This window comes from Pseudoalteromonas sp. SR43-2, from assembly GCF_014163885.1.
Lineage (GTDB): Bacteria > Pseudomonadota > Gammaproteobacteria > Enterobacterales > Alteromonadaceae > Pseudoalteromonas > Pseudoalteromonas distincta.
Window position 1 is genome coordinate 126,054 of record NZ_JACJED010000001.1, and the last position, 16,565, is coordinate 142,618.

The following is a 16,565-nucleotide window of genomic DNA, read 5'->3' on the forward strand; positions in this document are numbered from 1 at the left end:
CTTTTCAATTGTTTGATTGGATAATCATACGCTAATATGAAACAAATTGATCAACCTTTGAATGACCTATGACAACCCGTTTAGCAACTATTGACGATCTTAGTGAAATTGTAGCCATTTATAACGAAACCATTGCAGGGCGAATGGTAACTGCAGATACGCAAGAAGTTACTGTTGACGAAAAGCGTGACTGGTTTAATAGCCATAACGATAAAAGGCCTATTTATGTTTACTGCGAAAATAACCAAGTACTTGCTTGGGTAAGTTATAAATCGTTTTATGGGCGTCCTGCTTACGATGGCACAGTAGAGATGAGCATTTACATTACCCGTAAAGCACAAGGTAAAGGGCTTGGTAAAAAGCTAATGATATTTGCTCAAACACAAGCTAAGCAATTAAATATTAAAGTATTGCTTGGTTTTATTTTTAGTCATAACTTACCGAGTGTTAAATTGTTTAAGCATTTTGATTTTGCAATATGGGGTGAGTTGCCAAGCGTTGCCATAATGGATGATAAGGCGTATAGCCTTACTATTTTTGGAAAACATCTGGAATAAATTATTTTTCATAATGTTGTAATATTTTTTTACAAAATAAGACGAAGGGTTTATGCCAATTAAATAAAAATAGTCTACGCTATTAACATATTAAGTTTATTAATTTGAAGTGTAGCTTGATGATTCGAAAAATATTAATTGTTGATAGTAGCAGTGTCATCGCAATGCGTGTGAAAGTGCTTTTAGAATTAATAGGATGTGAAGTCGAATTAATTCATTTCAGCATGCTAGACATGTATACCAATATAGGCGACTACGACTTAGTTGTTGTTGCCAATGGTGTGCCTGTTGATTCTATAAAACCGCTTGTAAGCGAAGTAGCGCAAGAGCGTTTTATGCTGCTTGCTCCAAAAGCACAAAGTGGTGAGCAACTAACTGCGTTTAGTGAGCTAAATCATGTTGCGCCTGACGCAACCGTGATATATCCATTTTTTTCTAATAAAGAAATTACTTCTCTTTTAGAGAGCCTACTAGAATTAGGCTCTAATCATATTTTGCAATTACCCGCTATTTTACTCGTCGATCATGTTCCTGAGCGTCTCGAAAAAATGAAAAATAGCTTAATCGGTGCTCATATCGAGACCCATACAGCAACCACCTCTGCAGAAGCTTTAGAAATTACGAAAGAAAAGCAAATCGATATACTGATAAGCGATTTTATTTTAGATGACGGAACCGGTTTAGAAATTTTTTCAAACTTAAAAATAATGCAACCACATTGCCGTTGCTTATTATTTACCTCACGTCCCGATCAAGTTTCAATGATTGAAGCTATTCGTCAAGGTGTAGAAGACGTACTTATTAAGCCATTGAACGACAGCTCATTATTACAATCAATACATAAACTGTGGCAAACAGAGCTATTAAAACGCCATAACGCAGAACTTGTCGAAAGGCTACAAGATACAGTTGATGCCCTGATTGAAAAAGACAGCCTACTTCAGGTTATTTATAAGCATACGCCCGATGCAATTATGTTGTTTGAGAAATGCGGTAGAGTGATAGAAGCTAATGATGCTTGCTTGAGACTATTTAACTTACCGTTTAATGAACTCGAAGGTAAATCAGTATTTGATTTTTTAGATGATGATTCAATTTTAGGTATTAAAGATAAGATTTCGACATTAAATAGTAATCGACAATTTAGCTGCGATTTACGTTTATCTAAAACAGCGGGAGGTTATATACCCTTGGTTGGCTCTTTTAATGAGATAGATCACCATGGCGAAATAGCACTTGCGGTCATATTTAAAAATGTAACCCATCTTAAGCAAAAAGAGGATTTATTACTTGAAGCAAAAGATGTTCTTGAAGAGCAAGTAAGAGCACGTACTTCACAACTCGAGCATGCTAAAAATGTGGCTGAGGCTGCAAACTTAAGTAAATCAGAATTTTTAGCAAACATGTCGCATGAACTTCGAACACCTATGCACTCTATTTTAAGCTTTTCTCGTTTTGGTTTAAGTAAATTAGAAGCTGGAGATTTTGCAAAAGAAAAACTCATTAAGTACTTATCGCGAATAGAGAGTAGTGGTGAGCGTTTACTGTCGTTACTAAATAATTTACTCGACCTATCTAAGCTAGATGTAGGCAAGTTTCCATTTAACCCTCGTCCCTATAATTTAGCGAATATTATTAAAACAAGTATTGATGATGTGTCTGGTACGGCAATGGAAAAAGAAATTGAGATTATATTTACCGCACAGCCATTACCTGTAATTGCACAATGTGATGAAGAGCAAATAAACCAGTTACTTCGAAACGTACTAGGTAACGCACTTAAATTTAGCGAACCTAAAAGTAAAATACGGGTAAATTTAGAGTCAGATAATAAGCTTGCTACTATAGAGGTTACCGATAATGGGGTCGGTATACCAGAAGATGAGTTGGAGCATATTTTTACTAAGTTTGTGCAAAGCAGTAAAACAAATAGTGGTGCTGGTGGCACAGGGTTAGGCCTTGCATTGTGTAGAGAGTTTGTATCTTTACACCAAGGTGAAATCACTGCACGTAACAACGAAAATGGTGGTGCAACTATATCTATACAAGTGCCATTAGAAATAAACTTAGACGAGCATTTAGCTGAAGATCAGTTAATACAACACACTAATTAATTGTTTTTTGGCATACCAAGTAACTTTTTAAAGAATTTAAATGGATGATAAATTATGGCCTTAACTAAAATACTTGCCGTTGATGACGAACCCTTTAACCTTGAAATTATTGAGGAAATTTTAGAGGATCTTGATTTTGAATTACAAGTAGCAACGAATGGTCCTGAGTGTTTAAACATGGTTGAGGGCTATATGCCTCAGGTTATATTGCTCGACGTAAGTATGCCGCAAATGAACGGCTATGAAGTATGTAAGGCACTTAAAGCAAACCCAAATACAGCACACATTATTGTTATGTTTGTGTCTGCTCGTGGCACAGTTGAAGAGCGCATGGAAGGCTACTCGGTTGGTGCAGAAGACTATATTGTAAAACCCTTTGGCCATGATGAACTTAAGTCAAAGCTTAAAAATTTAAATCAAGTACTCGTTGAAAAACAAAGCCTAGAAAAGCAAGTTGAAGATGCAACATCAACTGCATTTAATGCAATGGCCAATAGCAGTGAAATGGGGCAAATAGTTAACTACGTTGAAAACATAGGCTTTATTAACGATCCTCAAGAGCTAGGTAAAGCGCTTGTAGATTGCCTGCAGTCTTTTGATTTACAAAGCAATGTAGAATTTAGAGAAAATAATGAAATTAGCCACTTTGCGCTAAACGGCGTGTGTTCACCTATTGTGGTGGAGCTATTTGAAATGCTGAAAAACAAAGGGCGCTTACATGAGTTTTCGCACCGAATTTTAGTTAACTATGAATTGATTAGCTTACTTATTTTAAATATGCCCGATCATGACCCTGATAAGCATGGTCGTATACGCGACCACGTATGTTTTATTGTCAGTGTTACCGAGCAGCAGCTACGCGCCATCATGACCAAGAAAATGCTTGAATCACAACGAGCGAAACTTAATGCCGTAGCAAGTACTGTTCATAGTAAGTTTCATAGCTTAATTAGCTTGTTGAATGAAAACCGTCAAAACAACGAAAAAGTGTTTAAACAGTTACAAGAAGAGCTCGAAGAACGTATCCCATCAATGGGACTGGATGAAGATCAGGAGGTGTTTATTTATAAAAAAGTAGATGAAACTATCCAAAACTCAGTAGCAAGAGAAGAGTCTGTTAAACAAGTCAAAGCAGCCTTTACAGAGATAGAACAAGATCTATCGTTACTTTTGAAAAACTAGTTACTTCGCAATATAAAGGTTTACTTAAGCGGTGCTATGCATCCCTTGGTAAGCCTTTTTCTACAATTCTAATTAACCTAGCTGTTTTACGAATTTGTAATCGTTGTTTATCGTTTTGCTGAGCAAGTGCCCATTCAATATGCTCTAAAACAAGTTCGCTGCATATTTGGCTTTTATCTTGTAGGGCATTAATAATAGCGGGACTAAACTCTGCATTACCTAAACCAACTGCTAAATTACGTAACCAACGTTCGTGGCCAATGCGACGAATAGGGCTGCCTTCGGTATTTTTTAAAAATGTAGGCTCATCCCAAGCAAACAGCTCAAGTAAATCTTTATCTTTTAATTGAGTGCGAGGATGAAAGTCATTTTCGTCAGTTATTTGTCCATAACGATTCCAAGGACATACCAACTGACAATCATCGCAACCATAAACACGGTTGCCTAATAAAGTTCGGTACTGCTCTGGAATAGGACCTTGGTGTTCTATGGTTAAGTACGATATACATTTACGTGCATCAACAACGTAAGGCTCTACAATTGCACCTGTTGGGCAAAGCGTAATACAAGCAACGCATTTACCGCAGCCTTCAAAGGTATTCTCTGCATCTATAGGTAGAGGTAAATCAATAAATAGCTCGCCTAAAAAAAACCACGATCCTGCTTCTTGATTAATTAATAACGAATGCTTACCACGCCACCCTAAACCGGCTTTTTCGGCAAGTTGACGCTCAAGTACAGGAGCTGAATCAACAAAGGGTCTAAAGCCATACTCGCCAATTTCTTGTTCTATTTTTTGGCCGAGTTTTTTTAAACGATTACGCATTAATTTATGGTAATCGCGACCTAATGCATAGCGGCTTATATATGCTTTTTCTTTATTTTTTAAGGTTTTTGCAAAGCCAGCATCGGGAGGCAGATAATTCATTTTTACAGATATAACACGCTGTGTACCAGGTACTAATTCAGCAGGGCGGGCGCGTTTCATACCGTGGGCAGCCATATAATCCATCGAGCCGTGGTAGCCTGCATCAAGCCAACGTTGCAATTGGGCTTCGTGCTTAGATAAGTCAATATCAGTAATGCCCACTTCGCTAAAGCCAAGCTCTTGCCCCCAGGTTTTTATTTGCAGGGCTAATTTTTCATAGTCTGGGGTAGGGTTGCTCACACGCTTTACACACTTAAATTAATAGCTGCGTAATTTACCATATTTCTCTGAGCCCGAAAACGCTTCTTAGTGCACAAAGCGTTTTAACTGTTGTTGGGTTTGCAAGCTTAGCTGTTGAGATTGCTCGCTATCGGCTAATGCCGTATCTATTTGCTGTTTAGCTTGCTCCCCTAAAGCTACGATTTGCTCTACCGATTGGTGAGTCGTACTTTGGGTGCCCTCAAGCAAATGCACAGCACTGGCTATTTGTTGCAGCTGCTGCTGGTTGTGCTCAAACTCACTAAGCATTTTAGTAAAGCCATCACAGGTTGCACTAATTGAGCTTTGTGCGTTATTAGAGTGAGTCATTAATTGCTCTGACTCTTTATTTGTCTCGTTTACCAAATGATTCATCTGATTTATAAAGTCGCTAATCTGCCTAGTTGCGCCACTTACCTTTATTGAAAGCGTGCGTACTTCGTCTGCAACTACGGCAAATCCTCTGCCAGCTTCACCCGCTCTAGCTGCTTCTATTGCGGCGTTGAGGGCTAACAAATTAGTTTGATCAGAAAACTCTTCAACCATTTTTAAAATACTACGAATGTTTTCACTGTTCTCTTTTAGTCCCGCAATTGTATTTGAAAAGCTACCTAGCATATTAGTAATAAGTTTCACCTGCTCTACTAAAGCAGCGAGTTCTGATGCAGATAGTTTTACAAAGTTAAGGTGTTCATTATTAACGTTATGTACGCTATCTGTATTATTTACTATGTCTTGTAAGCTTTGGGTTATTTGCATACTGGCATTAATAATACTGTGGCTTAACTGTATTTGTTGCTCACTTGATTGCTCAGTATTTTTCATTGATTCAGTGACTTGTGTATTGCTGTGTGCACTAGCTTGAGCACTGTTATATGTTGTGCTGAGTAACTCACTTAAATGGGCAGTAAATATATTGTATTGTGAACTTAAATCTTTAAATTCGTCATACGAAAAGTGGGGAAGTTTTGCTGCTAAATTTGCATCTTGTTGGTTTATTTCTATCAAAGTATCGCGCATAGCAGTAACAGGGCGAACAATTAAAAAACGCATATAAAAAAGAGTAAAAATAAAACCAGATATAATCACAAGCGTAAGCAGCCAAAATAGCCCTGTACTTTGCTGTTGTTCGCTTAAACTCTGATGCAGCCAAAATAACGTAATTGCTTGGAACAATAATACAAAACTTAAATTACCGACTATTTTACGGGTTAACGTAAAAAAGAATGTTTGCTCTATATAGTTATAAATTTTCATAAAACCACTCATTATGCTCAAGCCCTACGATTGTTATTTAAGTGAGGGGAATGTAAGTTAGCCTTTTTGTAACGACAACAAGTAAGCTTTGGTTCGCGCTGGGTAATTTGTAAAAATTCCGTCTATGCCATACTCAAGCATTAGCGCTATATCTTCTTCCCTATCGACTGTATAAGCATAAATCTTTAGGCCTCTTTTTTTTGCATCCTCTGCAAAAGCCTTATTTATAAAGGTTTTATCTGCATGTACGCTATAAGCGTTTAAATCACTAGCAAACTTTGCATAGTTAATTGGAATAGAAGAAGTAAGGGCACCTATTTTAAGCCATGGTAGCTTGTTTTTAAGCCACTGTAGTTGATGATGATCAAACGATGATACTAAAATATTGGCTTTCGATATTTTTTTAGCTTCAATGTTTTGTTCTAATTGAGCCACAAACCTTTCTAGTGCAAACGTGTGTTTAAGCTCAATATTTAATAAAGATTTATTGTTATTCCAATCAAACAGCTGCTGAAGAGTAGGAATTTTTTCACCATTTCCAGCATCAAGCTTAGAGAGCTCATGAGCGGTAAAGTTACTCACCCTACCTTTACCGCTGGTGGTTCTATCAAGCCATGAGTCATGTATTACCATGTAATCATCTAAGGAACTTTGAATATCTACTTCAATACCATCAACACCTACTTTTAACGCTTCTAAAATAGCGCTTTTGGTGTTTTCAGGAAAATCCCCACTGGCACCACGGTGTGCAAATACTTTCATTGTCGAGCCTTTTTAGTGATTGACCACGTTTCAAAACAAGCGGCACTCACTATGAGTGCTCCACCAACTAACGTCATAACAGTAGGACGTTCATGAATAATTACTATAGCCAGTATGGTGCCATAAAGTGGCTGCAAGCAAGAAATTAACCCAGCGGTTGCCGCTGATAAATGCTTTAAACTTGCTGCAAATAACGAGTGCGGTGTAGCTGTAAATATAACACCCGCTACAGCAATTAAAATCAGGTCGTAATTACTAACCTCATACACTGGTACTTCTATAAATGCACACAACATAATGCTTGCCACTAAGGTTTGATAAAACATCGTTTGCGGCCCGCCATATTGGCTAAAGTAGCGCTTATGAGTAATGTTTCTTATTGAAAAAAACAATGCCGATATTACACCTAGGGTTACACCTAGGGTTACATCATCGCCCAAGTTTGCACTTGGTACTAATAAGTAAATACCTAAAACAACCACCGCTGCACTTATTATATCTTTTGCTTTTGGCCTGCTTTTATTAAATAAGGGTTCTAAAAACACCGTCATTACGGGGTAGCTAAAAAATGCCAGCATTCCAATAGTTATACCGGCCATTTGCATACCAGCAAAATAGGTAACCCAGTGAATACCCACCGCAACACCTAAAAATAATGCAATAAGATAGTCTTTAGGTTTGTTGAGTTTAATTTGTTTTTTTTGAAAATAAAGCATGGCTAAAATAGCCATTCCTGCAATTGCAGTTCTGTAAACGGTAATATCTAAAGCATTTAAACCAATAAGTTTGGCAAATAGAGCGGTCCCGCCAAAAAGTAATACCGCTATGTGTAAATAAATTAAACTTTGTTGCTGAGGCTGCATTTAGTTTCCTTGTTGTACTTTTTGAATATATTAACATCGCTTAAAAATTCTTAAGATGAATTTTTTCCACATGACAAAAGTCATTAAAGTTGATGACACTTCACACTCTTATTATTTTTGTACGCGGGCATAGTTACCTTACTCAACAGGAGGTAATTATGAATTCTTTAATTTTAATCAGCTTAACTATTAATGAAGTGCTAGAGGCGTTAAGTTTTACGATTACGTACGCAGATTGCTTTATGCTGGTATGCATTTTTATGTTATTTATATTTATTAATAAAAATAGTGCTATAAGTAAAAATAATATGCCAGAGGTATTAGTATGAGCTCGTTAAGCAGCTTTTCTCAACAAAGTGATAAAGGTTTTTGGAAATATGGACATTTAATTTTTACCGGCTTTTATTTACTCCCGCTAATAATTAATTTTGCGAGCTTTACCGTTAACCAAATTGTTATGTCTTTAGCCTTCTATGTTGCTTTTATTCTTTTGTATATAAAAGCAATAAACTGTAAAAGTGCAGGGGTGACTAAGTTATTTTTAGCCATGCTCTTAATTTGTTTTTGCGCTACTTTTTACACCACAGGTACGCCTACTTTATTTGGTTTCGTAGCCTATATAGCAGGCTACTCTTACAGCTCCCGACAAAGAATTTATGCTGCGATCGCAATTATATTCACGGTTTTATTAAGCACATATATTGGAGATATAGGTAAGGTTCAATACTTTTTAGGCGTTGCTTTGATTCTTTGCGCCACATTATTTAGTTACGGTATTGCAGCAAAAAGAGAAAGCTTATACAAAAAGCGCGAACAAGAAAGCGCTAACCAACTAGAGCAATTAGCAGCTATTGCAGAGCGAGAACGAATAGCTCGCGACTTGCATGATATTTTAGGCCACTCATTGTCATCTATTGCTCTAAAGGCTGAGCTTGCTAATAAATTAAACCAAGGAGAGCGATACGCTCAAGCAAATAGCGAAATTGCACAAGTGGCCGATTTGGCAAGGCAGTTACTTAGCGATGTAAGAAGCGCCGTAAGTGATTTAAAACAGCTTAATCTTGTCAGCCAAGTAGCACAGTTAAAGCAAAGGTTAATAGAGCAAGGGTTTAACGTTTCATTTAATGTGGTTTTAAATGCTCTGCCCGCTAAAGTAGAGGGTATAGCAGGCCTTATAATTAAAGAGGCAGTAACTAACTTATTACGCCATAGCAACACAAAAAACTGCGAAATAAATATAGAACAAACAGCGCAGCAGTTACTTATAAGCGTAATTGACCATGGTCCGTGCAGTACATTGAATTCGGGCAATGGCCTAAATGGTATTAAAGAGCGAGCAGAGCAACTAAATGGCAGTGCAGCATTTACCTGTGGCGATAATTTTACTTTAAAAGTAGTGCTGCCAATTACAGCTAAGGATTTATAATGATCAGAGTATATTTAGTGGAAGATCAGGCGCTTGTGCGCGACGCCGTAGCAGCATTGTTAGGGCTTGATTTTAATATTGAGATTATTGGGCAAGCAAGTAACGGGCAAGATGCACTTAATGCAATTGAGGCGCTTGATAGTGATTTGCATCCCGATATAATTTTAACCGATATAGAAATGCCGACCATGAATGGTATAGAGCTTAGCGAAAAAATAGCCGCTAAGTTCCCTGCTATAAAAATGGTTATTATGACCACATTTTCTCGTGCAGGTTATATTAGGCGAGCGCTTACGGCAGGTGTTAAAGGTTTTATTTTAAAAGAAGCACCCAGTGAAGAGCTGATAAATGCGCTTAAAAAAGTAATGCAGGGGCAAAAAGTGATAGACCCAGAGCTTGCTATTAATGCATTAGACGACGCCGATCCGCTTACCGATAAAGAACGCAAAGCACTTAAACTTGCAAGCGACGGCCTTAAAACAAGCGACATAGCCAAGCAGCTATTTATAAGCGAAGGGACTACGCGTAACTACCTATCGGACGCCATTGCAAAATTAAACGCCACTAACCGCATAGATGCTGCGCGTATAGCTAAACAAAAAGGATGGCTTTAATTAGTGGGTTTATAAATTATAAGCAAAGTATTACTATGATATGTAAAAGTAACGAACAGCGCTTAAAATTGGCTTAAAAAGCGCTAAAAGAGGTTTTAATGGCAAATTTAATAGAACTAACAACTAAAAATAATATCGCTATACTCACCATGAATACTGCTGAAAACCGCCACAACCCAGCGTTTTTGGCTGAGTTTAATTTACACCTAGACCACATTGAAGTTGAACAAAATATTAAGTCAGTTATTTTAACGTCTTCAAGTGATAAAAACTGGTCATTGGGTATCGACCTTCAATGGATGTCTAATCCAAGTATTTTACCTGCAGCAATTTCAGACTTTATGATTCAAATAAGTGACTTATTTAAACGTATAGTTACTTTTCCTATGCCTATTATTGCTGCGTTAAACGGGCATACCTATGGTAATGGTTCTGTACTTGCGTGTGCGTGCGACTTTAGATTTATGAAATCAGACAAAGGCTTTTTTTGTTTTCCTGAAGTGGATGTAATGGTGCCGTTTGTTCCATCGATGTTTCCTATAATTAATAAAGCAATTTCGCAAACCTTCTTTAATCGTCTAGCTATGTCAGGAGAGCGGGTTGGTGCACAGCAGTTGCTAGAGAACAAAGTAGTTGAAGCTGTGTTTGCAAATAACGACGAACTACAAGCGGGTGCACTTGAGTTTGCTCAGCAGTTTAATAAAAATCGTTGGATTTACGCTCAAAATAAAACACAAATGAATAAGCAGATTTTACTTACGATGAAAGAAGAAGACCCGAGCTTTATTGATAATATAAGTAAACTGCTGTGGAAAAACCTACAAAAAAAATAGTATAGGTTTTAGCATTGCTACGAGATGACTAAACACTTTGCAGTTAAGGGATCGTTAAGCCCCATTGCGCTAGATTTTTAAACTATACAGCAAGGTAAAAGTGCTTTCTTAAAAGTTTAATAGCTTTTACCTGTCTCATTATAACTATATGGGTTAAAATACCTACATAACCAACTAACAAGATAGTGAATGTCAAACCAAGATCCAAATCTCAGTCGAGAACAAGAAAAGTACGAAAACCCAGTCCCTAGTCGTGAGTTTATACTTACTCACCTTCAAGAGCGTTCAAAGCCCGCTAACTACGCGCAATTATGTGAAGAACTAGCAGTAAACGATGACGAACGCCAAATAGCATTTAAACGCCGCCTTCGCGCTATGGAGCGTGACGGACAGCTGTATTTCAATAAATTTAAATGCTACGCCCTAATTGACGAAGCCGGTTTAACCAAAGGCAAAGTAATAGGCCACAGAGACGGTTTCGGCTTTTTAGAAGTTGAAGGCGAGAGTAAAGATTGGTTTATTGCTAAGCACCAAATGAATATGGTGTTACATGGCGACATTGTATTAGCTAAAGGCACTAAACGTGGTTCTGGCTCAAAATGCGATGCACGTATTATAAAAGTGCTTACTAACGAGCGCGCGCCAATTGTTGGCCGTTACTTTGTTGAGCACGGTGTTGCTGTTGTAGTCGCTGAAGACCCGCGCATAACGCAAGATATAATGATTTTACCAGGCAACGAAAACGGTGCCCGCCATAACCAAATGGTGCAGGTTAAAATTACGCAAAACCCAAGCCGTAACATGAACGCGGTAGGTAAAGTTATAGATGTACTTGGTGAGCATTTAGCCCCAGGTATGGAAATTGAAGTTGCACTGCGCAATCACGATATTCCACATGTATGGCCAGAAGAAGTTGAAGCACAAGTTGCTCACCTAGGTGAATTTGTTGAAGAAGCTGACAAACAAGGTCGTGTAGATTTACGTGATTTACCACTTGTAACTATTGATGGCGAAGATGCACGCGACTTTGATGACGCCGTATATTGTGAACCTAAAAAATCAGGTGGCTGGCGCTTATGGGTTGCTATTGCCGATGTATCGCATTACGTAGGAATGAACACGCCGCTTAACAAAGAAGCAATTTTGCGTGGTAACTCAGTGTATTTTCCTGAGCAAGTTATTCCGATGCTACCAAAAGTGCTTTCTAACGGATTATGTTCGCTTAATCCAAAAGTAGATCGCTTATGTATGGTTGCCGAAATGACCGTGTCGAGCGCGGGTAAACTTTCGGGTTATAAGTTTTACGAAGCGATAATGAACTCGCATGCACGTTTAACTTACACCAAAGTAAATGCCATTTTACAAAACGACGAAAAACTACGCGAAGAATACTCAGCCGTTGTGCCACATTTAACTGATTTACAGCAAATGTACATGGCACTTAAAGCAGCACGCCAAGACCGTGGTGCCATAGAGTTTGAAACCCTAGAAACACGTTTTGTATTTAACGCTCAGCGTAAAATAGAATCAATAGTGCCTGTTATTCGTAACGACGCGCACAAACTCATTGAAGAATGTATGATTTTAGCCAACGTATCAGCGGCTAAAATTCTTGAAAAGCATGAAGCAAGCGCGCTTTATCGTGTGCATGACGAACCAGACCAAGAAAAACTAGGTAACTTTACTAAGTTTTTAGGCGAGTTAGGTATTGAAAGCACATTAAGCGACGAGCCAACACCAAAAGAAATAACGCAAGTATTAGCGCGACTAGGTGACCGCCCAGAAGCTGAACTTATTCAAACTATGTTACTGCGTTCAATGAAACAAGCTGTATATCAGCCAGATAACATTGGTCACTTTGGTTTAGCGTTATCGGCTTACGCGCATTTTACATCGCCAATACGTCGTTACCCAGATTTAGTAGTGCATCGTGCTATTAAAGCAGTAATAAAAGCACAAGGTCAGCAAACGTCTGGCGAATACGCTTATACCGACGACGAAGTTGATCAACTAGGTGAGCAGTGTTCTACAACAGAGCGTCGTGCGGACGATGCAACTCGCGAAGTAGCTGATTGGCTTAAATGTGAGTTTATGCAAGACCATGTAGGTGAAGAGTTTGATGGTGTTATTTCATCGGTTACCAATTTTGGTTTGTTTATTCGTTTAGACGATTTACAAATTGATGGGCTTATTCACGTTACTAATTTAGGCGACGAGTTTTTTGCGCATGATGCTGCAAAACACACCCTAATAGGTGAGCACTCCCACAAAGTTTATCGCCTTGGCGATAAAGTAACAGTAAAAGTTGCGTCGGTTAGTTTAGACGATCGCCGTATAAACTTAACGCTTAAAGGCGATGTTGCACAAGACAGATACTCACGTCGTCGTGCACCAAAAAAAGGTTCAGGCAAGTCTGAGCATGCGCCAGCAAGTGTACGTTCGCAATTAAAAGCAGGCAAAGTACCAGGTAAAAAGTCGCACAGCGATGACAAACCAAAAGGTAGAAAAAAGCCAGCAAATAAAGATAAAGGCAAGCCTGCAAATAAGTCTGCAACAAAACCTGCAGATAAAAAAGCAGCAGACACTGCCGTAAAGAAAAAACCAAAGAAGAAGGCCGTTAAAAAGCCTAAAAGAGCAGGCAAAAATGCCCGCAAACGTACTAGCCCAGGAGCAGACAATACGTGAGTAATGAATTAATTTTTGGCTTTCATTCTGTTGAAGCAATTTTAGAAAGCGAACCAGAGCGCTTTGTAGAAATTTACGCCCTTAAAGGCCGTGACGACAAACGCTCAACTCCGATTATTGATGAAGCACGTAAATTTGGTATTTCAGTACAGTTTATGCAGCGTAAAGCCCTTGATAGCAAATCAAAGGGTGAGCAGCATCAAGGTATTATTGCTAACGTAAAAGCAGCGCCAACGTTTAATGAAAAAGATCTTGATGCGATAATCGCTCGTGAAGACACACCGTTTTTACTTGTGCTTGATGGTATTACCGATCCGCATAATTTAGGTGCATGCCTACGTAGTGCAGATGCGGCAGGTGTTCACGCTGTGATTGTACCTAAAGATAAGTCGGCTAAGCTTAACGGTACTGCACGTAAAGTGGCCTGTGGCGCAGCCGAAACAGTACCGCTTATTCAAGTGACTAATCTTGCACGTACGCTTCGCGAAATTAAAGATGCAGGCGTATGGGTTGTAGGTACCGCTGGCGAAACTGATAACCACGTATTTGATGCAAGCTTAACGGGGCCAATGGCTATTGTTATGGGCGCAGAGGGCGAGGGCATGCGACGCTTAACGCGTGAGCATTGCGATATGCTTGTTAAAATCCCAATGGCGGGTACTGTTTCAAGCTTAAACGTATCGGTAGCCACGGGTATTTGTTTGTTTGAAGTATTACGCCAACGTAACGCAAATAACTAATATATAAAACGATAAGTTTTATGTATTAAAAAGCCGAGGTTGAAATTCAATCTCGGCTTTTTTGTGTCTGTAATTTACGCTTTAACTTTGCATCAATTGATGCAGGTTGGTATAACTCGCTAGAATGAGTAAGTGTAGCCTACTTGAACAGTACGCGGCTTACCTGGTTGAATGCCACCGTTTGAGCGGTTAGCAACGTATGTTTTATCAAACAAGTTATCAACGCTTAGGTATACTTTTTGATTCTCATCGATTAAGTATTTAGCAGCTAAATCCCATACTACGCGGCTATCAATTGCGTTTAAGCCCGCCTCAGTTAAGTTAGCATGCGCATCAGATACGTAACGTATTTGGCTGTTAACTACAAACGCAGAAAACTCAGCACCTAACGATAACGCTACTTGGTTTTCTGGTACGTAAGGCATTGCATCGCCTTTTTCTACCGCGCCCCAAATTTCTGAATCAAAATCGTTTTTAAACTCAGAGTCTGTGTAGGTGTACGTTAATTTAACTGGGAACATAGCTGTATCAGTTGCAAAAGTACGTGCTGCACTAAATTCAAAGCCCGCTACTTCTACTTCACCGTAGTTGTATTGGTCGCCAATGTTGTCGTCGCTACAACCAACCGCTGCAGTACAGTTACCGTGCATGTTGTCGTAGTCTGAGTAAAACGCAATTACTTCACCGCTAAAGCCATCCATATTGAAGCGAGAGCCAAACTCAATGTTTACACTTTCTTCTTCTTCTTGGTCAGCATTACCAGGTGCAGCTGGTGCATAACCTTTTTGAATGCCCGCAAGTAGCGTTACGTTTTCGTTAAGCGTGTAAGTAGCACCTAGTGACGGGACTAAAATTTCAGTGTCGTTCGACACATCTTTAGTTAAACCGTTGCTGCGTGTTGGATCTGATTTAGACCACTCTTCACGCGTAATAGTAATGTCTTCATAACGAAGGCCTGCACTTACTACTAATGCATCAATTGTCCACTCATCTTGAATAAACAAGGTGCTTGCTTCTGCGCTATCTACGCGGTTGCTATCAGAGCCCGGAACGCCTTGCTCTGTAAGCGTTAAGCTTAGGTCTTGATTAAGTGTGTATTTGTCTTCCCATTGAAAACGATCCATTTCGTCTTCGTGGTAACGTACGCCAACAGTCACATAGTGATCGCCTGCCGGAATATGTAATTCAGACTGAATACCTTTGGCTTGGTAATCGCGGTTATTAGCTTTAATACCAATACCTTCAATACCTTCGCTTGTTGGGTTTGCTTCAAATTCACTGTATTGCTCAAGGTAGCTTTCGCTTACTTTGCTGGCTTTATACCAGTTACGATGAAAATCGTTTAAGTAAGCCGTAGCTAAAAACTCATAGCCATCACCAAAACGGTATGCATAGTTAAGTTGGTATGCGTTGTGGCGCGTATTCATTTCATCGTTTTGCGATGCAGCATAACGACGGTAAGGACTTTGTTTATAGTCTTCGTCAGTTAAGCCCATGTATGTTTCGTCTGATGTTTCGTCAGAGTACTTAATTTTTAGCTCAAGATTATGCGCATCGTTTTGACCAAACGTATGGCCAAACTTTAATAGTAAATCTGTTTTTTCAAAGCCGGTGTTGTCATTGCCTACTGGCAGCTCTTTAAAGCCGTCTGCGCCGTAAGTAAATACTTCAATTAAACCTGCTGTGTTATTTTTTTCTTTACCAAAGTAAGCGTGGCCTTTGTAGTAACCGTCGTTACCAAGGGCTGCATCTACCATACCTTTTGAGCTATTTGGCTCAGTTGGTAAGCTGCGCGAAAGTAAGTTTAAAACACCACCCGTAGTACGCGGGCCGTACTTGACTGAGGCTGCGCCTTTTAATACTTCAATAGACTCCATACGACCCATAGTAGGGAAGTAGTAAGCAGAAGGTGCTGAATAGGGTGCTGGTGCAACTAAAACACCGTCTTCCATTACTGATATTTTATCGTTACGACCAGTACCTGTGCCGCGCATACCAATATTAGGACGAAGGCCATAGCCATCTTCTTCTTGCACGTATACGCCCGGAACAGACGCTAAAACGCGAGAAATATCGGTAAATTGGAATTTTTGAAGCTCTTCTTCAGAAATAAACGTAGCCGAACCAGGAATATCGTTAATTGCTTGCTGAGAGCCAATAACAGTAATTTGTTCAAAGCGTTGTTCTTTATTGCTGGTGTCTTTTGCTATTGCAGTAGCACTAAAAGACAAAGCAACCGCAGTTGCCAAAGTAGATACTAAAAACTTAGGGTTCATTGTGTTCCTAATCATGTCAATTATCTTAATTGGCGTAATTTGAACACGTTAACGAATACGAATCAATGTT

Annotated in this window: 14 protein-coding genes; 9 read left to right on the forward strand and 5 right to left on the reverse strand. The window is 39.0% G+C overall.

Annotated features, from left to right (window positions below; all coding sequences use genetic code 11):
• The first annotated feature begins 68 nt into the window (after nt 1–68).
• The 3 genes from H5120_RS00675 (at nt 69) to H5120_RS00685 (ending at nt 3,853) form a co-directional block, all read left to right on the forward strand.
• Nucleotides 69–557 carry a GNAT family N-acetyltransferase gene (locus H5120_RS00675; RefSeq protein WP_058154161.1) on the forward strand — a complete coding sequence of 163 codons (489 nt, stop codon included), beginning with the start codon at nt 69–71 and terminating at the stop codon, nt 555–557.
• Between the two features lie 119 nt (nt 558–676).
• The gene (locus H5120_RS00680; RefSeq protein WP_058154162.1) at nt 677–2,671 is read left to right on the forward strand and encodes an ATP-binding protein; all 1,995 of its coding nucleotides are present in this window, start codon (nt 677–679) and stop codon (nt 2,669–2,671) included.
• 54 nt (nt 2,672–2,725) lie between these two features.
• Nucleotides 2,726–3,853, forward strand: a complete 1,128-nt coding sequence (locus tag H5120_RS00685) for a PleD family two-component system response regulator (protein ID WP_058154163.1) — start codon at nt 2,726–2,728, stop codon at nt 3,851–3,853.
• Between the two features lie 34 nt (nt 3,854–3,887).
• On the opposite strand, the gene queG is transcribed toward H5120_RS00685, so the two are convergent.
• From queG to H5120_RS00705, 4 genes are all read right to left on the reverse strand, one after another.
• Nucleotides 3,888–5,021: a tRNA epoxyqueuosine(34) reductase QueG gene (queG, locus tag H5120_RS00690; protein WP_024594635.1), complete on the reverse strand. Its 1,134-nt coding sequence runs from the start codon at nt 5,019–5,021 to the stop codon at nt 3,888–3,890.
• A gap of 66 nt (nt 5,022–5,087) precedes the next feature.
• A complete protein-coding gene (locus tag H5120_RS00695) occupies nt 5,088–6,308 on the reverse strand; it encodes a methyl-accepting chemotaxis protein (RefSeq protein ID WP_182670919.1) in 1,221 nt (406 codons plus the stop codon).
• A 45-nt stretch (nt 6,309–6,353) separates the two neighbouring features.
• Entirely contained in the window at nt 6,354–7,058 is a 705-nt protein-coding gene (locus tag H5120_RS00700; RefSeq protein ID WP_182670918.1) for a glycerophosphodiester phosphodiesterase family protein, read from the reverse strand.
• A complete protein-coding gene (locus H5120_RS00705) occupies nt 7,055–7,921 on the reverse strand; it encodes a DMT family transporter (protein ID WP_182673277.1) in 867 nt (288 codons plus the stop codon). Before H5120_RS00705 ends, H5120_RS00700 begins: the two co-directional genes overlap by 4 nt.
• Before the next feature lie 158 nt (nt 7,922–8,079).
• Here H5120_RS00705 and H5120_RS00710 point away from each other — a divergent pair, with 158 nt between their 5' ends.
• The 6 genes from H5120_RS00710 to rlmB all read left to right on the forward strand — a co-directional run bounded on the left by H5120_RS00710 (nt 8,080) and on the right by rlmB (nt 14,219).
• Complete coding sequence (locus tag H5120_RS00710) at nt 8,080–8,250, forward strand: hypothetical protein (RefSeq protein ID WP_164487629.1); 171 nt, start codon at nt 8,080–8,082, stop codon at nt 8,248–8,250.
• Complete coding sequence (locus H5120_RS00715) at nt 8,247–9,347, forward strand: sensor histidine kinase (RefSeq protein ID WP_182673278.1); 1,101 nt, start codon at nt 8,247–8,249, stop codon at nt 9,345–9,347. The genes H5120_RS00710 and H5120_RS00715 overlap by 4 nt, the downstream gene beginning before the upstream one ends.
• Entirely contained in the window at nt 9,347–9,961 is a 615-nt protein-coding gene (locus H5120_RS00720; protein ID WP_058154167.1) for a DNA-binding response regulator, read from the forward strand. Before H5120_RS00715 ends, H5120_RS00720 begins: the two co-directional genes overlap by 1 nt.
• A 98-nt stretch (nt 9,962–10,059) precedes the next feature.
• Nucleotides 10,060–10,794, forward strand: coding sequence for an enoyl-CoA hydratase/isomerase family protein (locus H5120_RS00725; RefSeq protein WP_182673279.1), 735 nt, complete (start codon nt 10,060–10,062; stop codon nt 10,792–10,794).
• A gap of 189 nt (nt 10,795–10,983) precedes the next feature.
• Nucleotides 10,984–13,479: a ribonuclease R gene (gene rnr, locus H5120_RS00730; RefSeq protein ID WP_182673280.1), complete on the forward strand. Its 2,496-nt coding sequence runs from the start codon at nt 10,984–10,986 to the stop codon at nt 13,477–13,479.
• The gene (gene rlmB, locus H5120_RS00735) at nt 13,476–14,219 is read left to right on the forward strand and encodes a 23S rRNA (guanosine(2251)-2'-O)-methyltransferase RlmB (RefSeq protein ID WP_002958023.1); all 744 of its coding nucleotides are present in this window, start codon (nt 13,476–13,478) and stop codon (nt 14,217–14,219) included. The genes rnr and rlmB overlap by 4 nt, the downstream gene beginning before the upstream one ends.
• Nucleotides 14,220–14,338: 119 nt before the next feature.
• Here the strand turns inward: rlmB and H5120_RS00740 are convergent, their stop codons facing one another.
• Nucleotides 14,339–16,495 (reverse strand): TonB-dependent receptor domain-containing protein, encoded by a 2,157-nt coding sequence (locus H5120_RS00740; protein WP_182673281.1) that lies wholly within the window; start codon nt 16,493–16,495, stop codon nt 14,339–14,341.
• Between the last annotated feature and the right edge of the window lie 70 nt (nt 16,496–16,565).